This is a genomic window from Streptomyces sp. NPDC049040 (assembly GCF_043197715.1).
Classification (GTDB): domain Bacteria; phylum Actinomycetota; class Actinomycetes; order Streptomycetales; family Streptomycetaceae; genus Actinacidiphila.
In genome coordinates this window covers 109,961-134,797 of sequence record NZ_JBICTO010000011.1, presented here as the reverse complement: position 1 = coordinate 134,797, position 24,837 = coordinate 109,961, and the positions used below count along the sequence as shown (strand labels likewise).

Genomic DNA, 24,837 nt, shown 5'->3' with positions numbered 1-24,837 from the left:
GACTCCGCGTCCTGCGATCACCCCAGGTCACGGGCTTCCACTGTCACCTGATGGTGTACCGGCCACGTCAACCGCGGTGCCGCGCGCGGTCGTCCCGTGCGGTACGGACCAACTGCCACCTCCCGTCCAGCCGTTCGACGAAGCCGAGGGCCTGCAATTCGTAGAGCCTGCTCAGCGTGTCGTCGCAGGTGGACCCGGCAGCGTCGGCGATCTGCCGCTCGTCGGCGAAGCCCCGGCCCGGCAGCGCTTCGAGCACCCTGGACGCCGCGGGTCCGAGCACATCGCGGGGCAGCACCGGGCCGCGCCGCTGCGGGGCGAGGTCGGCGCCGATCTCGCCGACGAGTTCCACGACTTCTGCCGCGTCGGTCACCATCGCCGCGCCCCCGCGCAGGAGTTCGTGCACGCCCTCGGACAGGCCGCTGGTGCAGGGCCCCGGCACTCCCATGGTGACCCGGCCGAGTGCCGCGGCCCGGCGCGCCGTGATCAGCGAACCGCTGCGGTAGCGGGCCTCGACCACCACTGTGCCGCGGGTCAGGGCGGCGATCACCCGGTTCCGCAGCACGAAGCGGCTTCTGGTGGGGTGGTCGCCGGGCGGCAGCTCGCCGACCAGCAGGCCGCATTCTGCGATCTGCCCGATCAACTCCGCGTTGCCCGGCGGATACGCCACGTCCACCCCGCTCGCCACCACCCCGATGGTGGCGCCACCCGCCGCCAGGGCGCTGCGGTGCACCACGCCGTCCACCCCGTAAGCCGCCCCGGAGACCACCACCCAGCCGGCCTCGGCCAGCCCCGCGCCGAGCCCGGCCGCCATATGCGCCCCGTAGTCCGTGCAGGCCCTGGCGCCGACCACCGCGACCGAGCGCAGCGCCCACAGCCGCAGCGACGGGCGCCCGCGCACCCACAGCCCGTAGGGGCGCTGCGGTCCCAGGTCGTCGAGCTGACCGGGCCAGTCACCGTCCCCCGGGCAGACGAAGCGCGCCCCTGCCCGGTGGGCGGCGGCCAGGTCGGCCACCGGGTCGGCGCGGACGGCCCGCCGGGCATAGCCCGCCGTCCGCCGCGGGCTCGCCCCCGGCAGCGGCCGGCCGCCGCGCGCGTCCCGCAACACGTCCGGTGCCCCGCGGTCCCGCACCGCCCGCCCCATCACCTCGTCACCCGGGTCGGCGATCCGGGTCAGCGCCGCCCTGGCCAGCCGCTCCCGCCATCCGGTGCACTGCCCGAGCCCCTCGGCGGCCGGCCCCTCGCCTCCCCCGCCCTCGTACACGCGGCGCATCGCCTCCGCCACGCAGTCCGGCTCCTGTGCCCGCGCCGGCATCACCGGCTCCCCGCCGGTGCCGCGACTCGGCCGACCCCGGTGCGCAGCTGCAGGGCGGTCCTGACGTCCTCGGCGTCGGGGCGGGGGTGCCCGGCCAGGTCGGCGAGTGTCCAGGCGACCCGCAGCACCCGGTCCAGGCCCCTGGCGGTGAGCAGACCCCGCTCCATGTCCCGCTCCGCCGGGTGCATGGCCCCGGGGGCGACGGGCCAGCGGATGCGCAGCTCATGGCCGGGGATGTCGCCGTTGGCCCGCCACGGGGTGTCGGCATATCGGGCGGTGGCCCGCTCCCTGGCCTCCAGCACCCGGGCGGCGACCACGGCGCTGCTCTCCCCCGGGCCGCGGCCGAGCAGCTCGGATCGGCTGACCGCCTCGACCTCCACCCGCAGATCCACCCGGTCGAGCAGCGGCCCTGACAGCCTGGCCTGGTAGCGCCGTACCGCCGTGGGCGAGCACTCGCAGCCCGCGCCCAGCAGCGAATAGCGCCCGCAGGGGCACGGGTTCGCCGCGAGCACCAGCATGAAGCGGGCCGGCAGCCGCATCACGCCGGCCGAGCGGGCGACCACCACATGCCCGGACTCCAGCGGCTGCCGCAGCGCTTCCAGGGCTTTCACGGTGAATTCTGGCGCTTCATCGAGAAAGAGCACCCCGCGGTGGGCGAGCGAGACCGCTCCGGGCCGCGGCAGCCCGCTCCCACCGCCGACCAGGGACGGCATGGTGGCCGAGTGGTGCGGTGCGCAGAAGGGCGGCGTCCCCACCAGCGGGCGGCCCGCGGGAAGGATGCCGGCGACCGAGTGGACGGCGGTGACCTCCAGCGACTCCTGCCGGCTCAGCGCGGGCAGGATGCCGGGCAGCCGCTCGGCCAGCATGGTCTTGCCCGCGCCCGGCGGGCCCTTGAGGTAGAGGTGGTGGGCGCCGGCCGCGGCGACCTCGAGGGCCAGTCGCGCGGCGGACTGCCCCGCCACGTCGGCCAGGTCGGGCCCCGCCGCCGGGCCTCCCGACGCGCCGCCGCCCAGGCTGGTGGCCAGGCCGGAACCCATCCCGCCGCCGGGCACGGCCAGGCCTGCCAGCATCGGATCGGGCCGGCCCTCGCGGTACGGCCCCTCGTCCTCCTCGTCGGGGACCGGCTCGCCGTTGAGCACCGCCACCAGCTGGCGCAGGCTGCGCACGCCGAGCACCGCGACGTCCGGCACGAGCGACGCCTCCGCCGTGGTGCGTTCCGGGACCACGACATGGCGGTATCCGGCGTCGGCGGCCGCGAGCACCGCGGGCAGCACTCCCCGCACCGGGCGCACCCGGCCGTCGAGGCCCAGCTCGCCGATCATCATCAGGTCGGCGATGGATCTGGGGGCGATCCGCTCGTTGGCGGCGAGCACCGCACAGGCCACCGCCAAATCGAACCCGGAGCCGCCCTTGGGCACCGACGCCGGGCTGAGGCCGACGGTGAGCTTCTTCTGCGGCCAGGTCTCACCGCTGTTCACGATCGCGGCGCGCACCCGGTCCCGGCTCTCGATCAGGCTCTTGTCGGGCAGGCCGACCAGGGTGAAGGCGGCGAGGCCGGGTTCCAGATCGGCCTGGACCTCGACGACCACGCCCTCGACTCCGACCAGCGCGACCGAGCACGTACGGGCGAAGCCCATCACGCCACCCCCCGCACATGCTCGACCGACGGGGCGCCGCGGGCGGGCAGCACCACGCCCACCAGGTCGATCCGCACCCCGCCCGGCGGCGCCCCGCCCTGCTCCGCCGTCCACTGCTCGGCCAGCGCCCGCAGCCGGTCCAGCTTCGCCGGGGGCAGCGCCTCCATCGGCTGCTGGAAGGACCCGGCCCGCCGGGTCTTGACCTCGCACACCACCAGGGCGTCGCCCTCGGTCGCCAGGATGTCGATCTCACCCCGGCGCCCATGCCGCCAGTTGCGGCCCACCACGGTCAGGCCCGCCGCCTGAAGGGCGCGGACCGCGACATCCTCGCCGTACCGCCCCAGCGCACCACGTGCGTTCATGAGTACCACCTCCGTCACTCACTGTGACAGAGGTGGGCCCGCCCAAGATGATCTTGCTCTCAAGCCTGTGGATAACTTCCCGCGACCGGCAGCGCACCGCCCGCGAACCGGCCGCAAGCCCACCGCGAACCGCCCGCAAGCCCGCCACGAAACTGCCGCAGCCCGCCCGAACACCCCCGAGCCGGTCCCGCCTGGCCCGACCTCAGCTGTTGAACCCGGAGTCGTCCGACGGCAGATCAAGGTCCGCCTTGTTGAGCTCCTCGATATTCACGTCCTTGAACGTGAGCACCCGTACCTGTTTCACGAAGCGGGCCGGCCTGTACATGTCCCAGACCCAGGCGTCAGCCATCGAGACCTCGAAGAACACCTCGCCCTGTACCGAGTGCACCTGCATCTCGTAGTCATTGGTGAGGTAGAAGCGCCGTTCCGTCTCGATCACGTACTTGAACAGGCCGACGACGTCGCGGTACTCCCTGTAGAGCTTCAGCTCCATCTCGGTCTCGTACTTTTCGAGGTCCTCGGCGCTCATCGTGTGTCCCCTTCAGCCGTGCGTTCCCCCATTGTGCGTCACACCGTCTCACGACCGCGCGGAACTTCCCCGCACCCGCCCGTCCGCGCTGATCACCTGCGCCTGAACAGTTTTGCGAGCGGATCGTAGGCGGCCCCGCCCAGGATCAGCACGACTCCGACGACCACCGCGATCATCAGCAGGCCGAGCGGCCCCTGCCCCGGGGACCCACCGCCCGGGACCACGCCGAAGGCGGAGGTGCGCGACAGCAGGCCCATCCGGGACGAGGGCCAGGCGACGCCGTCCACTCGGGCGCGGACGTCGGAGGCGGGGACCGAGCCGCCCTGCGCGTCGTCGAGGTGGATCCTGGAGTCCTCGGAGACCGCGCGGTTGTCGCCGAGCAGGAATATCTGGCCCGCCGGCACCCGGGTGCTGAACGGTTCCACCGAGGCCGGGCCGCCGCCCTTGAGGTAGGTCTCGTCGATCGGCTTGCCGTTGACCGTCAGCCGCCCCTGGGCGTCGCAGCAGGCCACCACGTCGCCGCCGACCCCGACGACCCGCTTGACCAGCGGCTTGGTGCCCCACAGCTTGTCCTTGAAGACGACCACGTCACCGCGGTGCACCTCGGAGCCCGACACCTTCTGCGCCAGCAGCCGGTCACCCGGCTGGACGGTGGGCACCATCGAGGTGGTCGGCACGGTGTAGGGGCGGTAGACCAGGGCACCCCACACCGCCGCGCCGAGGAAGAGCACACAGCCGACGGCGATGGCGATCCCGGACACCCGGTGTCCGATCCCGCCACCGCCGCCGGCGGTACCGCGTCCTACGGTGCTGCTCCCTGTGGTGCCGGTCATCGCACCGCTGCTGCTGCTCATGGACCGGAACCCTACCGGGCGGTACGCCCCAGGTCAGCAGTCTTCTGCGCTCTCCCGCACCGGATCGGCTGACATCAGCCGCCGCCTGCGCCACAGCACCAGCGGCAGCGCGCCGGCCAGGCCGGCAGCCGCGGGGACGGCCGCGCCAGCCGCGTTGATACCGGGCTGCGAGAAGGTGCCGGGGATGGACAGCACGTCCCAGCGGTTGACCGGCCAGGCCACCACGACCGCGCGGCCGACCACATCGCTGTTCGGGACGGTGCCGCCGCCCGGGAGCATGGTGTGGAAGCGGGAGTCCAGCGAGTCCTGGCGGTGGTCGCCCATCACCCAGATCCGGCCCTTGGGCACATGCACGGTGAAGGGCATGTCGGGGCTGCAGGCCGTGTTGCCAGGGAAGACATACGGCTCGACCAGCGCCTTGCCATTGACCATCACCGGCCCGGTGCCCTTGCAGGACACGGTGTCGCCGCCGACTCCGATCACCCGCTTGATCAGGTCCTTCTCGTCGGCCGACGGCATCAGGCCGATGAAGCTCAGGCCCTTTTGCAGGCCCCTGACCACGACATTGCCGCTGGGCGACGGGTTCTCCGGCAGCCAGCCGCCCGGGTCGTGGAAGACGACGACCTCACCGCGGCTCGGCGTGGAGCCGAACCAGGGGGTGAGCTTGTCGACCAGCACCCGGTCGCCCTTGAGCAGGGTGTTGTTCATCGAGTCCGAGGGGATGGAGAACGCCTGCACCAGGAACGTCTTGATCAGCAGCGCCAGGACCAAGGCGATGCCGATCAGCAGCGGCAGCTCCTTCCAGAACGACCGCGGCCTGCGGTCGCCTGCGTGGGAGTGCCGCCCGGCGTCCTCGCCGTCATCCGGGTCCCGCTCCGGCTCCGCGGGACCGACCGGGCCCACCGGGTCGCCGGGTGCGCCGCCGGCCATCGCCGGGATGCCGGTCCCCGGCAGTGCCGCACCGGGCGCCGCCGAGTCCTCGTCCGCCGGCGTCATGCCCGCGGCACCGTCGTACGACGGTGCGGCCGAGGGCCGTCCGGGGACCGCGGCGTCCGCCGCCGAATCGTCGGCCGGTGGCACCTCGGAATCCCGCTTCTCGGGCTCTCCGGGTCCAGACCGTGCGCCGACCACCAGGTCCCCCACATCCACTCCTCACTCCAGAAGACCGCCGCCCACGCCCCATGAGGCGCAGGCCCGCCACTCCCATAACGAGCGGGAGTTCCGCAGGAACCGGTGGCAGGTTCGTCCTTTGACCGTTGTTGACCGAGCCCACCCTAGTGGTCTCGGCTGTGGCCGCCGTGGCGGCCGACCCCGGGGCGGGCACCGCGCCGAAGGTCGCCGGCTCCTTGAGCCGCTGCCAGTGGCCGATCGGCCAGCCGATCACGAAAGCCCTTCCGACCACCAGGCTCTCCGGGACGGTGCCGCCGCCCTCCTGGTCGGTGTGGAAGCGCGAGTCTGCCGAGTCCGAGCGGTGGTCACCCATCACCCACAGTCGCCCCGGTGGCACGTGGTCGACGAATTTCATCAGGGAGGGTGGGTTGCCCGGGTACAGATAGGGCTCGTCGAGCGGCTTGCCGTTGACGAGCAGCCGCCCCTGGGCGTCGCAGCACTCCACCGTGTCGCCGCCCACCCCGATCACCCGCTTGATCAGGTCCTGCTCACCGGTGGCGGGCAGCAGCCCGATGAAGGTGAAGAACTCCTTCACCTGCTTGACGACCACCGGGTCGGGCTTGGGTGCCGGCTCGCCCCGCAACCAGCCGCCCGGGTCCTTGAAGACGACCACGTCACCGCGGTGCGGCTGGGAGCCGAACCAGGGGGTGAGCTTGTCGACCAGCACCCGGTCGCCGATCTTGATGGTCTGCTCCATCGACCCCGAGGGGATCACGAACGCCTGGAGCAGGAAGGTCTTGAGCACCAGGGCGATCAGCAGCGCCACCATGATCAGCAGCGGCACCTCCCTGGCCAGCGAACGCCGCCGCTTCCTGCGGACCTTCCGGGCGAGCCTGCGCCGCTCGATCCTGGTGTTGCCCGGCAGTCTCGGCGGCTGCGAGGCGTCGTCACCACCGGGCTGCCCGTCCGCGGGGCCGACATCCGAGGGCGTACGGCCGCCGGCCGGACGCGCCCTTCCGCGGTTACCCATGCGCGCCGGCCGGGGCGGGGACACCGGCGAAGGTCGCGGGGCGGCGCAGCCGGGTCCAGTGGCCGACCGGCCAGCCGATCCAGTCGGCGCGGCCGATCACCCGGCCGACCGGGACGGTGCCGCCGCCGGGATCGCCGAGGTGGTCGCGCGAGTCACGCGAGTCGTCGCGATGGTCGCCCATCACCCAGAGTCTTCCGTCCGGTACCACGATGTCGAACGGTACCCGGGATGGCGTGTCCCCCGGGTAAAGGTAGGTCTCGTCCAGCGGATGGCCGTTGACGAGCAGCCGGCCCTGCGCGTCGCAGCAGGTGATCCGGTCGCCGCCGACCCCGATCACCCGTTTCACGAAGTCCGTGCCGCTTTCCTGCGTGAGTGAGCCGTCGCCGTCGAACACGATCACGTCCCCCCGCCGCGGAGTGCCGCCGAAGCGGTACGCCAGCTTGTCCACCAGCACCCGGTCACCGACCCGCAGCGTGCCCTCCATCGAGCCGCTCGGCACCTGGAAGGGCTCCAGTACGAAGGTGCTGACCAGCATCATCGCGGCCACACCGGCCAGCGCGAGCAGGATCGTACGCCGCCACTGCGCCCACCACACCGGCAGCCGCGGCGCGAGCCACCCGCCGAGCACAGCGAAACGCGACCGCTCCCCCGGTTCCGCCTCGTCGGCGGCGGGGGAACGGTCGCGTTCCGGTACGGCTGCTTCGGTGTCCATCGAGGCCAGAGCTTATCCGGCCGCCCCGTGGATCCCGCTACGCGATCAGTTGTCGCGCTTCTCCTTGATCTTCGCGGCCTTGCCGCGCAGCTCACGGAGGTAGTACAGCTTGGCGCGGCGGACGTCGCCGCGGGTGACGACCTCGATCTTCTCGACGATCGGGGTGTGCACGGGGAAGGTGCGCTCGACACCGACGGAGAAGCTGACCTTGCGGACCGTGAAGGTCTCGCTGACGCCCGCGCCCTGGCGGCGGATGACGACGCCCTTGAACTGCTGCACACGGGAGCGGTTGCCCTCGATGACGCGCACGTGGACGTTGACGGTGTCGCCGGGGCGGAAGGCCGGGACGTCGGTGCGCAGCGAGGCGCTGTTGAGGCCCGCGATCAGGTTGGTCATGGTGGTGTCTGCTTCCTCGCCGATGCCACAGGTCATCGGCGGAACATGGTGTCTCGTCATGGGGTGGGCCACCGCTTCCGGCGGACGTCGTTCCCCCTGTGGCAGGGGCGCGCGCCGGACGGGCAGCAGCCGCTCATTCTTCCACGGCGTAGGGGCTCGGCCCAAATCGTCCGTCCGGGCCCTGCTGCCAGCCCAGGATGCTGAGCATCTCCCGGTCCCGCCGGTCGAAGGCGGAGGGGTCGCAACGCCGCACCAGGTCGGGCCGGTTGGCGACGGTGCGCCGCAGTGCCTCGTCGCGCCGCCAGCGGGCGATCCTGCCGTGGTGGCCGCTGAGCAGCACCTCGGGGATGCCGCGGCCGCGCCACTGCGGCGGCTTGGTGAAGACCGGCCCCTCCAGCAGGTCGGCCATCGCGCCGGGGGCGAAGGAGTCGTCGCGGTGGGACTGCGCGTTGCCGAGCACTCCGGGCAGCAGCCGTGCCACCGCCTCGGTGATGACGAGCACCGCGGCCTCGCCGCCGGCCAGCACGTAGTCGCCGATGGAGACCTCGTACACCGGCATCCTGGTGCGGTATTCGGCGGTGACCCGGCTGTCGATGCCCTCGTAGCGGGCGGGCGCGAAGATCAGCCAGGGCTGCGCGGACAGTTCCGCGGCGAGCGACTGGGTGAACGGCCGGCCGCTGGGGGTGGGGACGACCAGCGCGGGGCGGCCGGCTCCCGCCTCGTACCCGGCGGCCAGGGTGTCGTCCAGCGCCTCGCCCCATGGGCCGGTCATCATGACCATGCCGGGGCCGCCGCCGTACGGGGTGTCGTCGACGGTGTTGTGCCGGTCGTGGGCCCAGGACCGCAGGTCGTGCACCCGTACGTCGAGCCGCCCGGCGGCTCGGGCCTTGCCGACCAGCGAGACCTTCAGCGGCTCCAGGTAGTCGGGGAAGATCGTGACGACGTCGATCCGCATGTCAGCCGCCGTCCACCGTGCCGCGGGGAGCGCCCGCCGTGCCCTCGGCAGCCTGTTCTTCGGGGGCCGATCCACCGGAAGCCGGCTCGGCCGCACCGGGATCGTCCGCAGCCGGCTCGTCGGCGGGCGCCTCGTCCAGCAGTCCCGGCGGCGGGTCGATCACCGCGCGCTGCTCCTCCAGGTCGATCTCGGGCACGAACTCGGTGACGAAGGGGATCAGCACCTCGCTGTCGTCCGGGCGCCTGACCACCAGCAGGTCCTGGTAGGGAAGATGGCTGATCTCGGCGATCCTGCCGACCTCGCGGCCGTCGACGGTGACCACGTCCAGGTCGATCAGCTGGTGGTCGTAGAACTCCTCGGGGTCCTCGGGGGTCTCCGCCGGGTCCACCTCGGCGATCAGCAGCGTGTTGCGCAGCGCCTCGGCACCGGTGCGGTCGCTGACGCCCTCGAAGCGCAGCATGAGCCGCCCGCTGTGCACCCGTCCGGTCGCGATGGTCAGCGGCCCGGTGGCGGCGGGGTCCGTGGCCAGGACGGCGCCGGGCGCGAGCCGCAGCTCCGGCTCGTCGGTGCGCACCTCGATGCTCACCTCGCCCTTGATGCCGTGGGCGCGGCCGATCCTGCCGACTACCAGCTGCATGGAGCGCTTCACCTCTCGTACGTCATGCGGTTCGTACACCTCCTGGGAGGGCGTACGTCATACGGCTCGGGCCGGGAGCGGCATTGCCACCCCCGGCCCGAGCCGGTGTTCCGTGCGGTACGGCCGGTGCGTCAGCGCACCTGGTCGACGTCGACCAGGTCGACGCGGATGCCGCGGCCGCCGAGCGCGCCCACCACCGTACGCAGCGCGCGGGCGGTACGGCCGTTGCGGCCGATCACCTTGCCGAGGTCGTCGGGGTGCACCCGGACCTCGAGCACGCTGCCACGGCGCAGGGTGCGCATGTCCACCTGCACATCGTCGGGATTGTCGACGATGCCCTTCACGAGGTGCTCAAGAGCCTCCTCAAGCACGCTCAGGCCTCGGTGGACTCGGCCGCGGCAGGTGCCTCGGCGGTGTCGTCGGCCTTCTTGTCGGCCTTCTTGGCCTTCGGGGTGATCGCCTCACCCTTGGGCTCGTCGGCGCTGTCCTTGGCCGCGGCCTCGAAGAGGGCGCGCTTGTCGGCCTTGGGCTCGGCCACCAGCAGCGGCGCGGGGGCCTCGAGGCCCTTGTGCTTCTGCCAGTCACCGGTGAGCTTGAGGATGGCGAGCACCGGCTCGGTCGGCTGGGCGCCGACGGAGAGCCAGTACTGGGCGCGCTCCGAGTCGACCTCGATGCGCGACGGGTTCTGCACCGGGTGGTACAGGCCGATCTCCTCGATGGCCCGGCCGTCACGGCGGGTACGGGAGTCGGCGACGACGATGCGGTAGTGAGGCGAACGGATCTTGCCCAGACGCTTCAGCTTGATCTTGACTGCCACGGGAGTGGGATCTCCTGGTGTTGACGTGTTTGGGCACGGCGAATTCCCACGTGGGGTTGTGGGAGTCGTGCGCCCGATGGACGCGTCAGCCGAAGGAGAGAGGGTTCCTGCACGGCTGTCGAGTTCTCAGCTGGACATTCTGCCACACTCAGGCGGCACCCACGACCTCCGGGATGCGGAAGGGCTGCCCGCAGGCCCCGCACATGATCGGCGCCTGGGCCAGCACGGACGGTACGACGCGCACATTGCGCCCGCAGTCGCAGACCGCCTTGACCCGCACCCCTCCGCCGGACGAGCCGTGCCTGGCGGCAGGTCCGCGGAAGGAGCTCGCGGTGTCCGCCGTGGTGGCCACGGTGTGGGCCTTGAGGGCGCGCTGGAGCCGGTCGATGGTCACCCGATATCGCTTGCGGGTGTCGGGGCGCATCACCACGAGCGAGAAGCCGCTGCTGGGATGCGGCTCCTCCGCGTGGTCAAGGCCCATCTCGTCGGCAATGGCCAGGAAACGGCGGTTGTGGTAACGGCCGGCGCGTGAGGTGTCACGGATGCCGCGGGCTGCGGCGATCCCGTGCACGGCCTCGTGCAGCAGCCTTTCGAAGGAGAGGGCCGTTCCGCAGGCGGACGACGACTCTCCGATCAGGGACTCGGGGGCGGCCAGATCGGGCAGCTCGGGGTGGTGCCGTTGAATATCGGCCCACGCGACTGCCAGCTCGGCGGCGAGGACAGGTGGTGTCGTGCTCACGCCGTGACAACGAGCCGGGCGCTCCCGGTGTTCCGATTCCGGGCCAGCCCAATTAATTTGCACTGATCGGTCAGTTCCGGATGATGCGCCGTGGATGGGCTTGGATGGGCATGACGCAGGGCGGGTGCGGAGGACAGGGGAGAACCCGCGCACCCGCCCCAACGGCGGACGAACCACGTATTACGTACGGCGGTTTTCGGTCAGCGGACGCCGGCGGGCGTCAGTAGGCCCTGGCGACGATCGCGAGCGTGCCCGGAGCGTCGTCGGAGTCGGGGACCCCGCCGTCCTTGGTGATCAGGCACCGCACGGAGACGCCCTGCTGGGCGAGCTCCTCCTCGCCCGCGGGGCCGAGGTCGGCCCACGGGATGCGCGCCCAGCCGGTGGCCGCGGCCTCGGCCGCCTCCTCGATGGTCGCGACGTCCACAGTGCGGGATTCCCGGCGCTCGCGGGACTCCCGCAGCAGCTGCGCCTGGTCCTCCTCGAGCACGGTCGGCAGCAGCGCGGCGAGGCTGTCGAGCGCGACCGGCGTCTTGCCGCCGGGAATGCGCCGCGCCAGCATCGCGGTGCCGGCCTCCAGGTCGCGCGGGCCGATCTCGATCCGCACCGGCACGCCCTTGAGCTCCCAGTCGACCGCGCGGCGGCCGAACGGGGTGTCGGTGCGGTCGTCCACCACGACCCGCAGCCCGGCGGCGGTCAGCTTCTCGCCGACCTCCCGCACCTTGGCCACGACCTCGTCGTCACCCTTGATCGCCAGCACCACGACCTGGACGTGCGCCAGACGCGGCGGCACCCGGAGCCCGTTGTCGTCGCCGTGCATCATGATCAGCCCGCCGACCATGCGCGTGCTGCTGCCCCACGACGTCTGCCAGACGTGCTCCTGCTCGCCGTCCGCGGACAGGTACTGCGTATGGAAGGCCTTCGCGAAGTTCTGGCCCAGCTCGTGGCTGGTGCCCAGCTGCAGCGCCTTGCCGTCGCCCATCATGCCCTCGAGGGTGAGGGTGTTGATCGCGCCCGCGAAGCGCTCCTTGGCGGTCTTGCGGCCCAGCACCACGTCCATGCCCAGCACCTCGGCCATGAAGTCGGCGTAGACGTCGCGGTGGATCCTCGCCGCGTAATCGCGCGCGTCCTCGTACGTGGCGTGCGCGGTGTGGCCCTCCTGCCAGAGGAATTCGGTGGTGCGCAGGAAGATGCGCGGGCGCATCTCCCACCGCACCACGTTCGCCCACTGGTTGATCAGCAGCGGCAGGTCCCGGTAGCTCTGCACCCACTTCGAGAAGTACTCGTTGATGATCGTCTCGGACGTGGGCCGCACCACGACCGGCTCTTCGAGGTCCTTGCCGCCGCCGTGCGTGACCACCGCCAGCTCCGGCGCGAAGCCCTCGACGTGCTCGGCCTCCCGGGTCAGGAAGGACTGCGGGATGAACAGCGGGAAGTACGCGTTCTGCGCACCGGCCTGCTTGATCCGTACGTCCATCTCCTGCTGCATCCGCTCCCACAGGCCGTAGCCGTACGGTCGGATGACCATGGTGCCGCGGACCGGGCCGTTGTCGGCCAGTTCTGCCTTGTTGATCAGATCCTGGTACCAGCGCGGGAAGTCGTCCGCCTGGGGGGTGAGCACGGGAGCCTTTGCCATGCAGGCGATGGTACGTGGCGAGCCCGCCGCAGTGTGAATCGGTTACGGCCGCGGGACCGGCCGCGGAACGTGTGAAAAACGGCTCCCCCGGACCCTGGACGGCACGCCGAATCAGCAGTTGTCTGGCTCTCGGGGGACGAAAACGGCACACATTCCCACGGGGCACACGGCGAAGCGTGGCTGATTGGGGCTTCGATGGCACCTACCCTCTATCGCGGATCCAGGCCGGAGACGGCGCACCAGGACCGGACACGGGACTGGGCCGAGATCCAGGAACGCATGCTCGTACCGCTCTACGACACCGTCCACGACCGGCTCGACGTCGGCCCCGGCACCCGCCTGCTGGCCCTGAACTGCGGTTCCGGGCTGGCGCTCGTGCTCGCCGCCTCCCGGGGCGCGGCCGTCACCGGATACGACACCGACCCCGGCCGGCTGCGGCTGGCCGCGGAAAGGCTCGCCGAACCCCGGCGGCCCGGCACCCGGCCGCGGGGCGCACGCACTGCGTACGCCGCGGCTTCCCTGCGCACCGGCGCACCCCGACCCGCGGCGCTGCGCGACGGCGGCTTCGGCGTCGTCACCGCCCTCGACCCGGCCGCCCCCGCCGACGAACTGCGGCCCGCACTGGCCGCCGTCGCCGCCACGTCCCGCCCGGGCAGCGCCGTGGTGCTCGCCGGCTGGGGGCCGCCGGAGCGCTGCTCGACGGCCCGGGTGCTGCGGGTCGCCGACCGGCTGGCGGAACCGCGCGGTCCCGCCTCGCCCGCGCCGCGGCTCAGCGGCAGGGACGACCTGGAGGACCTGGCCAGGGGGGCGGGGCTGCGGCCCGACGGCTCGGGCCGTGTGTCCTGCCCGTTCGCCTACCAAAGCCGGCGGAGCGCGGTGCGCGGTCTGCTCTCGACCGGCCTCTTCGACCCGGCCGTGGCCGCCACCGACCAGCAGCAGGTGGAGAAGGAGATCGCCGAGGCCCTGCACCCCTACCGGCGCCCCGACGGCGGGGTCCGGATGGACAACGTCTTCCGCTATCTGATCGCCCGCGTCTGATCCGCTGCGGCCACCGGGCCGCCCGCGGGAAACCCGGTGGCCGCCGGGCGCGGATTCGGTGAGGGTGGGTGCATGCCCACCACACCCCTGCCGCCCGGCGCCCCGGCGTCGGTACGCCTGGTCAAGGCCGGCCGCGAGAAGGTCACTTACCCCGCCACCGTCGTCGCGGACGACGGGATCCGCGTGACCGTGACGGCGCCCTGGTCGCTGCCGGACGTCCGCGACTTCGGCTTCGTGCGCTTCGAGCCGGGCGACGTCTTCACCGAGCACTACTGGCGCGACCGGTGGTACGCGATCAAGGAGGTGCGCGACGCCCGGGGCGTCCGCAAGGGCTGGTACTGCGACATCGCCCGCCCCGTGGTCGTCGCGGGCACCGCGCTGACCTCGGAGGACCTGGACCTCGACCTGTGGGTGTCGGCCGACGGGGCCATGGTGCTGCGGCTGGACGAGGACGAGTTCGCCGCGAGCGGGCTGGCGGCGAGCGACCCGGAGGCGGCGGGGCGGGCGGTACGGGCGCTGGACGAGTTGGAGGCGCTGGCCGGCCGCGACGGCGGGCTGGCACCGCTGCTCGGCGGATAGGCCGGCGGGGGCGCGGGGCGCGGTCCCGTGCCCCGCTACACGCCGGGCCACTCCTCTGCGGTCAGCGCGAAGCGCTCGTGGTCGCGCCAGGCGTCATTGATGAACAGCATCCGCGGCGAGAAGCCCTCGTGCCGGAAGCCGAGCCGCCTGGCCATCGCGGCCGAGCGGACGTTGTCCGGCTGGACGCTGATCTCCAGCCGGTGCAGCCCGAGACCGCCGGGCTCTGCGGCGAAGCAGCGGTCCACCACCAGCCGCAGGCCCTCGGTCATCCGGCCGGTGCCGTTGTAGGGCACGTAACTGTCGTAGCCCAGGGCGGCGTTGCGGAAGCGGGCCATCACGATGTTGGCGACGTTGCACTTGCCGACGATGCCGCCGTCCTCGTCGTTGACGATCAGGAAGGTCCGCAGCCCGGCGCCCTGCCGCCGCAGCAGTTCTGGCAGGCCGTCGGGCTCCACCGGATTCCACGGCGAAAGGTGCTCCACCGACCGCAGCACCGCGTCGCGGTGCGCCTCGGCGTCGCTGGACCTGGGCTCTCTGATCGATACGCGCATGCGCCCATCATCCCGCGACGCCCACCGGCGCCCGCCGTGGCCCCCTCAGCCCATGAACTTCTTGAACTCGTCGGGCAGTTCGAAGTCCTGGCCGCCGCCGGGCAGGCCGAACGGGCTGTCGCCCTGGCCCGGCGCCTGGCCCTGCTGCTCCTCGCGGCGGGCCGCCGCGGCCGCGGCGTCGGCCTTGCGCTTCATCGGGTTGCCGCTCTGCCGCTTGCCCTTGGCCTGCTTCTGCTGCTTCTTCTGCCGGCCCGGGCCGCCGCCCATGCCCGGCATCCCGGGCATGCCCGGCATGCCACCGCCCTGCGCCATCCGCGACATCATCTTGCGCGCCTCGAAGAAGCGCTCCACCAGGCTCTTGACGGCGCTGACCTCGACGCCGGAGCCCTTGGCGATACGGGCCCTGCGGGAGCCGTTGATCAGGTGCGGGTCGGCGCGCTCGCCCGGGGTCATCGACTTGATGATCGCGGCGGTGCGGTCCACGTCCCGCTCGTCGAGGTTGTTGATCTGGTCCTTGATCTGGCCCATGCCCGGCAGCATGCCGAGCAGCTTGGAGATGGAGCCCATCTTGCGGACCTGCTCCATCTGCGCCAGGAAGTCGTCGAGCGTGAACTCCTTGGGGCCCTTCGCCAGCTTGGCCGCCATCTTCTCGGCCTCGGCCTGGCTGAAGGTCTGCTCGGCCTTCTCGATCAGCGACAGCATGTCGCCCATGCCCAGGATGCGGGACGCCATCCGGTCCGGGTGGAACGCGTCGAAGTCGTCCAGCTTCTCGCCGTTCGACGCGAACATGATCTGCTTGCCGGTGACATGGGCGATCGACAGGGCCGCGCCGCCCCGGGCGTCGCCGTCGAGCTTGGAGAGCACCACGCCGTCGAAGCCGACGCCGTCGCGGAAGGCCTCCGCGGTGTTGACCGCGTCCTGGCCGATCATCGCGTCGACGACGAAGAGGATCTCGTCGGGGCGGGTGGCGTCGCGGATGTCCGCGGCCTGCCGCATCAGCTCCTGGTCGACACCGAGCCGGCCCGCGGTGTCGACGATCACGATGTCGTACTGCCGCGAGGTGGCGAACTCGATGGAGTCCTTGGCGACCTTGACCGGGTCGCCGACGCCGTTGCCCGGCTCGGGCGCGTAGACCGCGACGCCGGCGCGCTCGGCGACGACGCTGAGCTGGTTGACGGCGTTCGGCCGCTGGAGGTCGCAGGCGACCAGCAGCGGGGTGTGGCCCTGGCCCTGCAGCCACTTGCCGAGCTTGCCCGCGAGCGTGGTCTTTCCCGCGCCCTGGAGGCCGGCCAGCATGATCACCGTCGGCGGCTGCTTGGCGAACCGCAGCCGGCGGGTCTCGCCGCCGAGGATGGTGATCAGCTCGTCGTTGACGATCTTGATGACCTGCTGCGCGGGATTCAGCGCCTGCGAGACCTCGGCGCCGATGGCGCGCTGCTTGACGTTGGCGATGAACGCCCGCACCGCGGGGAGGGCGACGTCGGCTTCCAGCAGGGCGATCCGGATCTCGCGCGCGGTGGCGTCGATGTCCGCCTCGGAAAGACGGCCTTTGCCCCGGAGGTTTTTGAAGGTTGCTGCAAGGCGGTCTGAGAGCGTATCGAACACGGTGGCTGCAGATCCTCGGGTCGGGGGGCGGACACAATCGCCTTCCAGAGTATCCGGCTCCGGAGGCGAAGCGCCCTCGCCCGCCGGATCAGGGCGGGCGGGGGCGCCTCCTCGCGCACTACCGCAGTGCCGCCTCCACCTGTCGGGCCACGTCCGCCGCCCTCGGCGGGGACAGCGCCTTGCCGTCCTTGCCGACGACATAGAAGGCGTCGACCGCGTTGGAGCCCAGCGTGGAGATGCGGGCGGAGCGCACGGTGACACCGGTCGCCGTCAGGGCCAGGCCGATGCGGTGCAGCAGGCCGGGGGCGTCGTGCGCGCGGACCTCGATCACCGTGGCCGTCTGCGAGGTGTGGCCGGGGGCGACGGTGACCCGGGGCGGCGGCGGGGTGATGCCGCGCCGCCGCGGGTAGGCGGCCTCCCGCTCGGCGAGCCTGGCCTCGATGTCGAGGGTGCCCTCGAAGGCCCGTGCCAGGTCGGCCCGCAGCCTCGCGGTCTCCGGCAGGGCGCCGTACTCCGCCGAGACCCGCCAGCTGAGCAGGGCGACCTGGCCCTCGCCGATCGGGTCGACCGCCCGCAGGTCGGCGGCCCTGACGCCGAGCCGGTGCAGCGCCAGCACACCGGCCGCCTGGGCCAGCAGCGCCGGGCGGTCGGGGACGGCGAGCAGGAGTTCCACGCCGAGGGCCTCGTCCAGGGCCTCGCCCTCGCCGTCGGGCTCGGCGTGGGCGTGCAGGGCCAGCACCGGGCCGCCGGTGCGTGCGGCCTCGATGGCCAGGCGTTCCTCCTCCGCGGTGGAGTCCCGGTCGGCGGCCTCGGGCAGCGCGCCGGTGTCCAGCGCCCCCGCGACCCGGTCGACCAGCTCGGCCAGCAGCGAGGCCCGCCAGGTGCTCCAGGCGGCGGGGCCGGTGGCCAGGGCGTCCGCCTCGGTGAGCGCGGCCAGCAGCTCCAGCGTGGAGGTGTCCCGTACGGTGCCGGCGACCGCGCGTACGGTCTCCGGATCGTCCAGGTCGCGCCGGGTCGCGGTGTCGATCAGCAGCAGGTGGTGGCGGACGAGCAGCGCGAGGGTGTCGGCGTCCGCGCTGTTGAAGCCGATCCTGGTGGCGACGTCGCGGGCGATGACCTCGCCGGCCTCGCTGTGGTCGCCGGGCCAGCCCTTGCCGATGTCGTGCAGCAGGGCCGCGGTCAGCAGCAGGTCGGGGCGGCCCACCCGGCGGGTGAGGCCCGCGGCCTGCACGGCGGTCTCGACCAGGTGCCGGTCGACGGTGAAGCGGTGCACCGCGTTGCGCTGCGGGCGGCAGCGGACCCGCTCCCAGTCCGGCAGCAGCCGGGTGACCAGGCCCTCGGCCTCCAGGGCCTCCCACACCTGGACCGTGGACTCGCCCGCGCCGAGCAGCGTGACCAGCTGCTCGCGGGCCTCCGCGGGCCAGGGCACGGGCAGCGGGCGCGCGGCGGCGGCCAGCCGCCGCACGGCGTGCAGCGACAGCGGCAGGCCCGCCTGGGCGGCCGCGGCGGCGGCCCGCAGCGGCAGGACCGGGTCGCGCTCTGGCTTCGCGGCCAGCGCGAGCACCGCCTCGCCGTCCTGCTCCACGACGCCCTCCGCCAGCGGTACGCGCTCGGGCGCGATGCCGGTGGGGGCGCCCCTGCCCCGGCCGAGCAGCCGTCGGCGCGGCCGGGAGTCGCGGGCGCGCAGCACCCGGCCGACCTCGCGCCAGGTGACGTCGGAGGCGTAGGAGATCCGCCGGGCGGCCTCGTAGACCTGGCGCAGCAGGGTGTCGGCGTCGAGCAGGCCGAGGGCGGCGGCGACCTGGTCCTGCTCCTGGAGCGCCAGCCGGTCGGTGGCCCGCCCGGTGACCAGGTGGAGGGCGTCGCGGGCGTCGAGCAGCCGGGTGCGGGCCTCCTCCAGGCCCTCGCGGGGCGCGTCGGCCAGCCAGGAGGCGGCGACGGCCCGCAGCGCGGTGGCGTCGCGCAGGCCGCCGCGGGCCTCCTTGAGGTCGGGTTCGAGGAGGTAGGACAGCTCGCCCTGGCGTTCCGCCCGCTCCTGGCAGAGTTCCAGCAGCGCAGGCAGCCGCTTGGGCGCCTGGTTGCGCCAGTCGGCCAGGACCGATGTGCGCAGGGCGGAGCTGAGCGAGGGGTCGCCCGCGAGGTGCCGGGCGTCGAGCAGGCCGAGCTGGACCTTGAGGTCGTCGGCGGCGGCCTTGCGGGCCTCGTCGGGGGTGCGGACGGAGTGGTCGAGGGCCAGTCCGAGGTCCCACACCGGATACCAGAGCCGGTCGGCGAGCGCGCCGACGGACTTCTCCGAGTCGTGCAGCAGCACCAGGTCCAGGTCGCTGCGCGGGGACAGCTCGCCGCGGCCGTAGCCGCCGACGGCGAGCAGGGCCCAGCCGCCGGTGCCGGTGTCCTGCGCGGCCGCGGTGGCCATGCCGCTGAGCCATCGGTCGGTGAGTGCGGCGAGTGCCGCGCGGCGCGGCGGCCCGGACCGCGCCTCCTGGTCGAGGAGGCGCAGCCGGGCCGCCGCGTAACTGTCGTCCTGCGCTTCGACGCTGTCGGTCACTCGTTCTCCAGCGCTGGGTTCGGGGGTCAGAGCGCGTCGGGTCCGCGCTCGCCGGTGCGGACCCGCACGGCCGTGTCGACCGGCAGGCTCCAGACCTTGCCGTCTCCGATTTTGCCGGTTCTGGCCGCTTTCACCACGACATCGATGAGCTGGTCGGCGTCGGAGTCCTCGACGAGGACCTCGATCCGGACCTTGGGCACCAGGTCGACGGTGTACTCGGCGCCACGGTAGACCTCGGTGTGTCCCCGCTGTCTGCCGTACCCGCTGGCCTCGGTCACGGTCAGGCCGTGCACTCCGAAGGCCTGGAGTGCTTCCTTGATCTCGTCCAGGCGGTGTGGCTTCACGACCGCGGTGATGAGCTTCACGCGTCCACCTTCTTGCTCGCCGCGGTGCCGACACCGGCCGGTGCCGCCGCGTGTCCTGTGCTGCCGATGCCGGAGAAGTCGTACGCGGTCTCCGCGTGCTCGGCCTGGTCGATGCCGCTGACCTCGATCTCCTCGGGGACCCTGAAGCCCATCACCAGGTCGATGGCCTTGGCGAGGATCGCCGCCACCACCAGGGAGTAGCCGAGGACGGAGAAGACACCGATGGCCTGGATGCCGAACTGGTGCCAGCCGCCGCCGTAGAAGAGGCCCTTGACCTTCAGGCCGTAGCCGCCGGTGGCCAGCAGGCCGATCATCAGCGAGCCGACGATGCCGCCGATCATGTGCACGCCGACCACGTCGAGCGAGTCGTCGTAGTTGAAGCGGTACTTCAGGCCCACCGCGGCGGCGCAGATCACACCGGCGACGACACCCACCGCGATGGCGCCCAGCGGGCTCACCGAGGCGCAGGAGGGGGTGATCGCGACCAGGCCCGCGACGGCTCCGGACGCGGCGCCGAGGGTGGTGAAGGAGCCGTGCCTGATCCGCTCGTAGAGCAGCCAGCCGATCATGGCCGCGGCGGTGGCGATCTGGGTGTTGATGAAGACCGTGGAGGCGACGCCGTCTGCGGTGATCTCGGAGCCCGCGTTGAAGCCGAACCAGCCGAACCACAGCAGGCCGGCGCCGAGCATGACCCACGGCATGCTGTGCGGGCGCATCGGGTCGCGCTTGAAGCCGACCCGCTTGCCGATCACCAGGATCACGCCCAGGGCGGCCGCGCCGGCGTTGATGTGGACCGCGGTACCGCCGGCGAAGTCGATGACGCCCTTCTTCATCAGCCATCCGCCGCCCCACACCCAGTGGGCGACGGGGAAGTAGACCAGGGTGGCCCACAGGGCGATGAAGACCGACCAGGAGACGAACTTGACGCGGTCGGCGAGGGCGCCGCTGATCAGCGCGGGAGTGATGATCGCGAACATCAGCTGGAAGGCGGCGAAGGCGAATATCGGCGTCCCGGTGGCCCCCCACAGGTCATCGGGAGCGATGTCGCGCAGGCCGAGCCAGTCGGTGCCGCCGATGAATCCGCCGTGATCGCCGTCGAAGGCGAAGCTGAATCCGTAGCCGGTCCACAGCAGTGTGATGATCCCCAGGCTGATGAAGCTCATCATCAGCATGTTCAGGGCGCTTTTCACCCGGACCATACCGCCGTAGAAGAACGCCAGCCCCGGTGTCATCAGCATCACCAGCGCGGAGCTCAGAAGCAGAAACGCGGTATTGCCGGAGTCGAGCTTGGGCGCATCTGCGGCCAGTGTGAAGATGGCTGGTGCCATCGGCGTCTCCTCGTCATCCGAACGGCCCGAGCGGGCGAAGCAGGGGTGGGCCGGTTTTCGCCATGAGATTGACTGAGCCGGGTTTCCGCCGATGCCGCAGGGTGTTTCGCCGCCGTGACGAAGAAGTCGTGTGTGTTACGTGGAGATGAACCGTCCCCCGGTTCGGTGAAAGATGTATACGGGTGGGGAAAGAGATCGCCGGGTGCCGCGGCCAGGACGGCCCGCGGCACGGTCCTGCACAGGGCCTAAGCGGTCTCGGCGACCTCGGGCAGTTCGACCGAGAGCCGCTCCGCGAGCCTGACGACCGCGGGGACGTCGCCGAAGTCGCGGACCGCGGTACCGGTGGTTTTCCGGATACGGGTGTTCACCCGTTCCGACCTGACCCGCTTGGCGACCGTCATGGCCTCTTCGGTGAAATGCGCGGCCTGCTCGGGTTCCCGCTGGAGCAGGTGGACGGTGGCCAGGCCGACCAGGTTGAGCGCGTAGGCCCGCTGGTGGATGTTGTCGCTGCTGAAACCCTCGACGGCCTTCTCCATCACCGGGTGGGCGAGCGAGGCGTAGGCGGGGCTGCGGCCGGCGACATAGGCCAGGTCCCGGTAGGAGTGGGCGTTCTCCGCGTGCAGCTCGGCCTCGTTGAAGAAGCTGATCCAGCCGGGGTCCTCGGCCGGGCGGGACTCGGTGAAGGTGTCCTCTGCCGCCCGGACGGCACGGTGGCACTTGTTGACCTGGCCCATGTTGGCGTAGGCCCTGGCTTCGAGGGCGTGCAGCATGGCCTGGGTGGTGGCGCTCGCGGTGTCGCGGCTGCCGTACTGCGCGAGGTGGATGAGCTCCAGGGCGTCGTCGGGCCGGTCGAGGTGGATCATCTGGCGGCTCATCGACGACAGGATGAAGGCGCCGAGCGGACGGTCGCCCGCCTCCTTGGCCGCGTGCAGCGCCAGCACCAGGTACTTCTGGGCGGTGGGCTGGAGCCCCACGTCGTAGCTCATCCAGCCGGCCAGCGCGGCGAGGTCCGCGGTGACGCGGTAGAGGCGGCGGGCGACGGGCTCGGGGTGGGCCTCCTGGAGCAGGTCGGTCACCTCGTGCAGCTGGCCGACCACCGCCTTGCGGCGCAGGCCGCCGCCGCACTGGTTGTCCCACTCGCGGAACATCGTGGTGGTGGACTCCAGCAGCTGGAGCTCCTGCTCGGACAGCCGGGACGGCCGGCTGCCGCCGCGGGGCGCCGCGGGCGGGGCGGTGAAGCCGGCCGGGGAGGTCGGCACCAGCCAGCGCTGCATGGGCTCGATCAGCGCCGGCCCCGCGGACAGGGCCAGGGAGGTGCCGAGGAAGCCGCGGCGGCCGAGCATCAGGTCGCTGCGGGAGAACTCGCTGATCATCTCGACGGTCTGCGGGCCCGCCCACGGCAGGTCCACGTCACCGCCGGCCGGCGTCTGGTGCGCGGAGCGCAGGCCCAGGTCCTCGACGGGGACGACGCAGCCGAACCGCTCGGAGAACAGCTCCGACAGGATGCGTGGTATCGGTTCGCGCGGCTGCTCGCCGTCCAGCCAGCGGCGCACCCGCGAGGTGTCCGTGCTGACGTGGTGTGCGCCGAGCTGGCGCGCCCTGCGGTTGACCTGGCGGGCCAACTCGCCCTTGGACCAGCCGCTGCGCACGAACCACGAGTTCAGCTGCGCGTTGGGCTGCTTGTCTGCTGTGCCGCCCACGGTCAAGCCCCCATCCGGTCTTGCTCGACCCCGACAACCCAGTGACTACCAGGCTTCGTCGGGTCCTGTCCGCCGGTTGCCGAAAGTGTCGGCGGCCGGGCCGGTGGCCACGCACCGCACAGAGGTGCCTGCGGCACATGCGCAGGGGTGCGAACGGCTCACCGCCATGAAATCACGAACTGAAAGTAGTCCTACCCTCACTCATCCGGCGACCCGCCGTCGGGAAACGCCACCATTCGCCACCCCTTCGGGGGAACTCGGTTGCGACTCCAGGCGATTCACTTGACACATGCCGGTCGCACGAGGTCGGACGGGCGCGTAACCATCGGCGGCGGCGATCCGTTGGAGGTGTCATGGTGTTCACGATCGGCAGCATGCGGGAATCGCGGCAGCAGCGGAACGGCGCACGGGAGGTCCCCGGCATGGGGACGCGCTCCGGAGCGCGTACCGGCGTGCGCCGACGGACGCACGCCGGTACGTGCACCACGGTCGGCGAATACGCCGGACGCTGCGGATGGGCGGTGGTGCCGGGGGCGCGGGTCGCCCGCGGCGGCGGGCCCTGCTCGTGCGGGGACACCGGGTGCGAGCAACCGGGGGCGCATCCGCTGCCCTTCGCCGACGAGATCCCCGCGGGCGCGGCGCCCGCCGGCGCCGCCGAGGCGTGGGCACGGGTGCCGGGAGCCGCGGTGCTGCTGCCCGCCGGGCGGACCTTCGACGTGATCGAGGTGGCCGAGGCACCGGGCAGGCGGGCGCTGGTGCGGCTGGAGCGGATGGGGCTGCGGCTCGGACCGGTCCTGCTGACCCCCGCGGGGCGCGCGCAGTTCTTCGTCGCGCCTGGCGCCGCCGCGGAGCTGCCGCATCTGCTGTACCGGATGGGCTGGGACGACGCGGACCTCGACCTGCGCTGCCTCGGCCCCGGCGACCATGTCACGGCTCCCCCGTCGGACCTCGGCGGCCTCGGGCCGGTCCGCTGGCTGCGCGAGCCGCTGCCCGGCGCCGCCCCGCAGCCCCCTGAGGCCCGGCTGCTGCTCGGCACCCTCGCCTTCGTCTGCCACCGCGACCGGGCGTACGCCTGACGGCGCAGGAAGGCCCGTCGCGTGCGTGAGGGGCACCCGCCGGGCGGGTGCCCCTCACGCACGCGACAGTCGGTGGCCTACTCGCCGATCAGCGCGTCCACGAAGGCCTCGGGCTCGAACGGGGCCAGGTCGTCGGCGCCCTCGCCGAGTCCGACCAGCTTGACCGGCACGCCCAGCTCGCGCTGGACGGCGACCACGATGCCGCCCTTTGCGGTGCCGTCGAGCTTGGTCAGCACGATGCCGGTGATGTCCACCACCTCGGCGAAGACCCGCGCCTGGACCAGGCCGTTCTGGCCGGTGGTGGCGTCGAGGACGAGCAGCACCTCGTCGACCGGGCCGTGCTTCTCGACCACCCGCTTGACCTTGCCCAGCTCGTCCATCAGGCCGGTCTTGGTGTGCAGCCGTCCGGCGGTGTCGATCAGGACGGTGTCGGCGCCCTCGGCGATGCCCTCCTTGACGGCGTCGAAGGCGATCGACGCCGGGTCGCCGCCCTCCGGGCCGCGTACCGTACGCGCGCCGACCCGCTCGCCCCAGGTCTGCAGCTGGTCGGCGGCGGCGGCGCGGAAGGTGTCGGCGGCGCCGAGCACGACGCTGCGGCCGTCGGCGACCAGCACCCGGGCGAGCTTGCCGGTGGTGGTGGTCTTGCCGGTGCCGTTGACGCCGACGACCAGGATGACCGCAGGGGACTCCTCGTGGCTCTCGGTGCGCAGGACCCGGTCGAGCTCCGGGTCGACCAGGGTGAGCAGCTCCTCGCGCAGCAGCGCGCGCAGCTCGGCGGGAGTCCTGGTGCCGAGCACCCGCACCCGGGTGCGCAGCCGCTCGACGAGCTCCTGGGTCGGGGCGACGCCGACGTCGGCGGTGATGAGGATGTCCTCGACCTCCTCCCAGGTGTCGTCGTCCAGGCGCTCCCTGGACAGCAGCGTCAGCAGGCCCTTGCCCAGGGTGTTCTGGGAGCGGGACAGCCGCGAGCGCAGCCGGACCAGCCGGCCGGCCGTCGGCTCCGGCTGCTCGATGGGCGGCGCCGGCGGGAGCTGCACCTCCTCCAGTGCCTCGGGCGCGGCGGTCGCCCCCGGCAGGGGGACCTCTTCGATGGTCCTGCGGGGTTCCTCCCGCGGGGCCTCGGCCTCGTCCCCGACATGGGGTTCCGCGGGGGGCGCGGTGATCTTCGGGCTGCTCGGCGGTGCGGTGGGCGGCAGCTGCTTCTTCCTCCGGCGGCTGCCCACCACCAGCCCGCCGGCCCCGAGGATCACGACCAGGGCGATGACTACGACAAGGATGACGATTTCCATAACCCCCCCAGTATCGGGTACGCGGGCCGCACGAC

25 protein-coding genes are annotated in these 24,837 nt (G+C 72.5%); 3 read left to right on the top strand and 22 right to left on the bottom strand.

All coding sequences use genetic code 11. The features are described from left to right. Nucleotides 1–67: 67 nt before the first annotated feature. The 15 genes from dprA to proS all read right to left on the bottom strand — a co-directional run bounded on the left by dprA (nt 68) and on the right by proS (nt 12,723). On the bottom strand, nt 68–1,312 hold the full coding sequence (dprA, locus tag ACGFMP_RS25705; protein ID WP_393675340.1) for a DNA-processing protein DprA: 1,245 nt from the start codon (nt 1,310–1,312) through the stop codon (nt 68–70). Then, nucleotides 1,312–2,949 (bottom strand): YifB family Mg chelatase-like AAA ATPase, encoded by a 1,638-nt coding sequence (locus ACGFMP_RS25700; protein WP_393675339.1) that lies wholly within the window; start codon nt 2,947–2,949, stop codon nt 1,312–1,314. The genes dprA and ACGFMP_RS25700 overlap by 1 nt, the downstream gene beginning before the upstream one ends. Continuing rightward, nucleotides 2,949–3,311 carry a YraN family protein gene (locus tag ACGFMP_RS25695; RefSeq protein ID WP_393675338.1) on the bottom strand — a complete coding sequence of 121 codons (363 nt, stop codon included), beginning with the start codon at nt 3,309–3,311 and terminating at the stop codon, nt 2,949–2,951. The genes ACGFMP_RS25700 and ACGFMP_RS25695 overlap by 1 nt, the downstream gene beginning before the upstream one ends. Nucleotides 3,312–3,513: 202 nt before the next feature. Further along, on the bottom strand, nt 3,514–3,840 hold the full coding sequence (locus tag ACGFMP_RS25690; protein ID WP_033173060.1) for a DUF2469 domain-containing protein: 327 nt from the start codon (nt 3,838–3,840) through the stop codon (nt 3,514–3,516). A 92-nt stretch (nt 3,841–3,932) separates the two neighbouring features. Then, complete coding sequence (gene lepB, locus ACGFMP_RS25685) at nt 3,933–4,694, bottom strand: signal peptidase I (RefSeq protein ID WP_393675337.1); 762 nt, start codon at nt 4,692–4,694, stop codon at nt 3,933–3,935. Between the two features lie 33 nt (nt 4,695–4,727). Continuing rightward, entirely contained in the window at nt 4,728–5,624 is an 897-nt protein-coding gene (lepB, locus tag ACGFMP_RS25680) for a signal peptidase I (RefSeq protein WP_393675336.1), read from the bottom strand. Further along, nucleotides 5,554–6,834 (bottom strand): signal peptidase I, encoded by a 1,281-nt coding sequence (gene lepB, locus ACGFMP_RS25675; protein WP_393675335.1) that lies wholly within the window; start codon nt 6,832–6,834, stop codon nt 5,554–5,556. Before lepB (ACGFMP_RS25675) ends, lepB (ACGFMP_RS25680) begins: the two co-directional genes overlap by 71 nt. Further along, nucleotides 6,827–7,546 (bottom strand): signal peptidase I, encoded by a 720-nt coding sequence (gene lepB, locus ACGFMP_RS25670; protein WP_393675334.1) that lies wholly within the window; start codon nt 7,544–7,546, stop codon nt 6,827–6,829. Before lepB (ACGFMP_RS25670) ends, lepB (ACGFMP_RS25675) begins: the two co-directional genes overlap by 8 nt. 45 nt (nt 7,547–7,591) lie before the next feature. Next, on the bottom strand, nt 7,592–7,942 hold the full coding sequence (rplS, locus tag ACGFMP_RS25665; RefSeq protein ID WP_393675414.1) for a 50S ribosomal protein L19: 351 nt from the start codon (nt 7,940–7,942) through the stop codon (nt 7,592–7,594). 133 nt (nt 7,943–8,075) lie between these two features. Continuing rightward, nucleotides 8,076–8,897: a tRNA (guanosine(37)-N1)-methyltransferase TrmD gene (gene trmD, locus ACGFMP_RS25660; RefSeq protein ID WP_393675333.1), complete on the bottom strand. Its 822-nt coding sequence runs from the start codon at nt 8,895–8,897 to the stop codon at nt 8,076–8,078. A 1-nt stretch (nt 8,898) separates the two neighbouring features. After that, nucleotides 8,899–9,534 (bottom strand): ribosome maturation factor RimM, encoded by a 636-nt coding sequence (rimM, locus tag ACGFMP_RS25655; RefSeq protein ID WP_393675332.1) that lies wholly within the window; start codon nt 9,532–9,534, stop codon nt 8,899–8,901. A gap of 131 nt (nt 9,535–9,665) precedes the next feature. Continuing rightward, a complete protein-coding gene (locus tag ACGFMP_RS25650; RefSeq protein ID WP_033173065.1) occupies nt 9,666–9,905 on the bottom strand; it encodes an RNA-binding protein in 240 nt (79 codons plus the stop codon). A 2-nt stretch (nt 9,906–9,907) separates the two neighbouring features. Further along, the gene (gene rpsP, locus ACGFMP_RS25645) at nt 9,908–10,351 is read right to left on the bottom strand and encodes a 30S ribosomal protein S16 (RefSeq protein WP_393675331.1); all 444 of its coding nucleotides are present in this window, start codon (nt 10,349–10,351) and stop codon (nt 9,908–9,910) included. 148 nt (nt 10,352–10,499) lie between these two features. Next, nucleotides 10,500–11,090: a hypothetical protein gene (locus ACGFMP_RS25640; protein WP_393675330.1), complete on the bottom strand. Its 591-nt coding sequence runs from the start codon at nt 11,088–11,090 to the stop codon at nt 10,500–10,502. Nucleotides 11,091–11,310: 220 nt separating this feature from the next. Next, on the bottom strand, nt 11,311–12,723 hold the full coding sequence (gene proS, locus ACGFMP_RS25635; protein ID WP_393675329.1) for a proline--tRNA ligase: 1,413 nt from the start codon (nt 12,721–12,723) through the stop codon (nt 11,311–11,313). Nucleotides 12,724–12,918: 195 nt separating this feature from the next. Here proS and ACGFMP_RS25630 point away from each other — a divergent pair, with 195 nt between their 5' ends. Continuing rightward, nucleotides 12,919–13,761, top strand: a complete 843-nt coding sequence (locus tag ACGFMP_RS25630; protein ID WP_393675328.1) for an SAM-dependent methyltransferase — start codon at nt 12,919–12,921, stop codon at nt 13,759–13,761. Between the two features lie 72 nt (nt 13,762–13,833). Beyond that, nucleotides 13,834–14,340, top strand: a complete 507-nt coding sequence (locus ACGFMP_RS25625) for a DUF402 domain-containing protein (RefSeq protein WP_393675327.1) — start codon at nt 13,834–13,836, stop codon at nt 14,338–14,340. A 35-nt stretch (nt 14,341–14,375) separates the two neighbouring features. On the opposite strand, the gene ACGFMP_RS25620 is transcribed toward ACGFMP_RS25625, so the two are convergent. The 6 genes from ACGFMP_RS25620 to ACGFMP_RS25595 form a co-directional block, all read right to left on the bottom strand. Beyond that, nucleotides 14,376–14,891: a GNAT family N-acetyltransferase gene (locus tag ACGFMP_RS25620; RefSeq protein ID WP_393675326.1), complete on the bottom strand. Its 516-nt coding sequence runs from the start codon at nt 14,889–14,891 to the stop codon at nt 14,376–14,378. 45 nt (nt 14,892–14,936) lie between these two features. Next, entirely contained in the window at nt 14,937–16,496 is a 1,560-nt protein-coding gene (ffh, locus tag ACGFMP_RS25615) for a signal recognition particle protein (RefSeq protein ID WP_393675325.1), read from the bottom strand. 118 nt (nt 16,497–16,614) lie between these two features. Then, the gene (locus tag ACGFMP_RS25610; RefSeq protein WP_393675324.1) at nt 16,615–19,044 is read right to left on the bottom strand and encodes a [protein-PII] uridylyltransferase; all 2,430 of its coding nucleotides are present in this window, start codon (nt 19,042–19,044) and stop codon (nt 16,615–16,617) included. 26 nt (nt 19,045–19,070) lie between these two features. Then, entirely contained in the window at nt 19,071–19,409 is a 339-nt protein-coding gene (locus ACGFMP_RS25605; RefSeq protein WP_393675323.1) for a P-II family nitrogen regulator, read from the bottom strand. Then, entirely contained in the window at nt 19,406–20,737 is a 1,332-nt protein-coding gene (locus tag ACGFMP_RS25600; RefSeq protein ID WP_393675322.1) for an ammonium transporter, read from the bottom strand. The genes ACGFMP_RS25605 and ACGFMP_RS25600 overlap by 4 nt, the downstream gene beginning before the upstream one ends. 245 nt (nt 20,738–20,982) lie before the next feature. Next, nucleotides 20,983–22,437 (bottom strand): hypothetical protein, encoded by a 1,455-nt coding sequence (locus ACGFMP_RS25595; protein WP_393675321.1) that lies wholly within the window; start codon nt 22,435–22,437, stop codon nt 20,983–20,985. A 353-nt stretch (nt 22,438–22,790) separates the two neighbouring features. Here ACGFMP_RS25595 and ACGFMP_RS25590 point away from each other — a divergent pair, with 353 nt between their 5' ends. Further along, nucleotides 22,791–23,513: a bifunctional DNA primase/polymerase gene (locus ACGFMP_RS25590; protein ID WP_393675320.1), complete on the top strand. Its 723-nt coding sequence runs from the start codon at nt 22,791–22,793 to the stop codon at nt 23,511–23,513. A 77-nt stretch (nt 23,514–23,590) separates the two neighbouring features. Here ACGFMP_RS25590 and ftsY read toward each other — a convergent pair whose 3' ends face one another. Continuing rightward, the gene (gene ftsY / locus ACGFMP_RS25585; RefSeq protein ID WP_393675319.1) at nt 23,591–24,802 is read right to left on the bottom strand and encodes a signal recognition particle-docking protein FtsY; all 1,212 of its coding nucleotides are present in this window, start codon (nt 24,800–24,802) and stop codon (nt 23,591–23,593) included. Between the last annotated feature and the right edge of the window lie 35 nt (nt 24,803–24,837).

Coding starts and splice junctions, on each gene's coding strand:
- lepB (WP_393675336.1), bottom strand. CDS start 5,624: ATGGCCGGCGGCGCACCCGGCGACCCGGTGGGCCCGGTCGGTCCCGCG.
- rimM (WP_393675332.1), bottom strand. CDS start 9,534: ATGCAGCTGGTAGTCGGCAGGATCGGCCGCGCCCACGGCATCAAGGGC.
- ACGFMP_RS25590 (WP_393675320.1), top strand. CDS start 22,791: ATGGTGTTCACGATCGGCAGCATGCGGGAATCGCGGCAGCAGCGGAAC.
- ACGFMP_RS25695 (WP_393675338.1), bottom strand. CDS start 3,311: ATGAACGCACGTGGTGCGCTGGGGCGGTACGGCGAGGATGTCGCGGTC.
- lepB (WP_393675335.1), bottom strand. CDS start 6,834: ATGGGTAACCGCGGAAGGGCGCGTCCGGCCGGCGGCCGTACGCCCTCG.
- ACGFMP_RS25630 (WP_393675328.1), top strand. CDS start 12,919: ATGGCACCTACCCTCTATCGCGGATCCAGGCCGGAGACGGCGCACCAG.
- rplS (WP_393675414.1), bottom strand. CDS start 7,942: ATGACCAACCTGATCGCGGGCCTCAACAGCGCCTCGCTGCGCACCGAC.
- ACGFMP_RS25700 (WP_393675339.1), bottom strand. CDS start 2,949: ATGGGCTTCGCCCGTACGTGCTCGGTCGCGCTGGTCGGAGTCGAGGGC.
- ACGFMP_RS25690 (WP_033173060.1), bottom strand. CDS start 3,840: ATGAGCGCCGAGGACCTCGAAAAGTACGAGACCGAGATGGAGCTGAAG.
- lepB (WP_393675337.1), bottom strand. CDS start 4,694: ATGAGCAGCAGCAGCGGTGCGATGACCGGCACCACAGGGAGCAGCACC.
- ftsY (WP_393675319.1), bottom strand. CDS start 24,802: ATGGAAATCGTCATCCTTGTCGTAGTCATCGCCCTGGTCGTGATCCTC.
- lepB (WP_393675334.1), bottom strand. CDS start 7,546: ATGGACACCGAAGCAGCCGTACCGGAACGCGACCGTTCCCCCGCCGCC.
- ACGFMP_RS25600 (WP_393675322.1), bottom strand. CDS start 20,737: ATGGCACCAGCCATCTTCACACTGGCCGCAGATGCGCCCAAGCTCGAC.
- dprA (WP_393675340.1), bottom strand. CDS start 1,312: ATGCCGGCGCGGGCACAGGAGCCGGACTGCGTGGCGGAGGCGATGCGC.
- proS (WP_393675329.1), bottom strand. CDS start 12,723: ATGGCAAAGGCTCCCGTGCTCACCCCCCAGGCGGACGACTTCCCGCGC.
- trmD (WP_393675333.1), bottom strand. CDS start 8,897: ATGCGGATCGACGTCGTCACGATCTTCCCCGACTACCTGGAGCCGCTG.
- ACGFMP_RS25620 (WP_393675326.1), bottom strand. CDS start 14,891: ATGCGCGTATCGATCAGAGAGCCCAGGTCCAGCGACGCCGAGGCGCAC.
- ACGFMP_RS25625 (WP_393675327.1), top strand. CDS start 13,834: ATGCCCACCACACCCCTGCCGCCCGGCGCCCCGGCGTCGGTACGCCTG.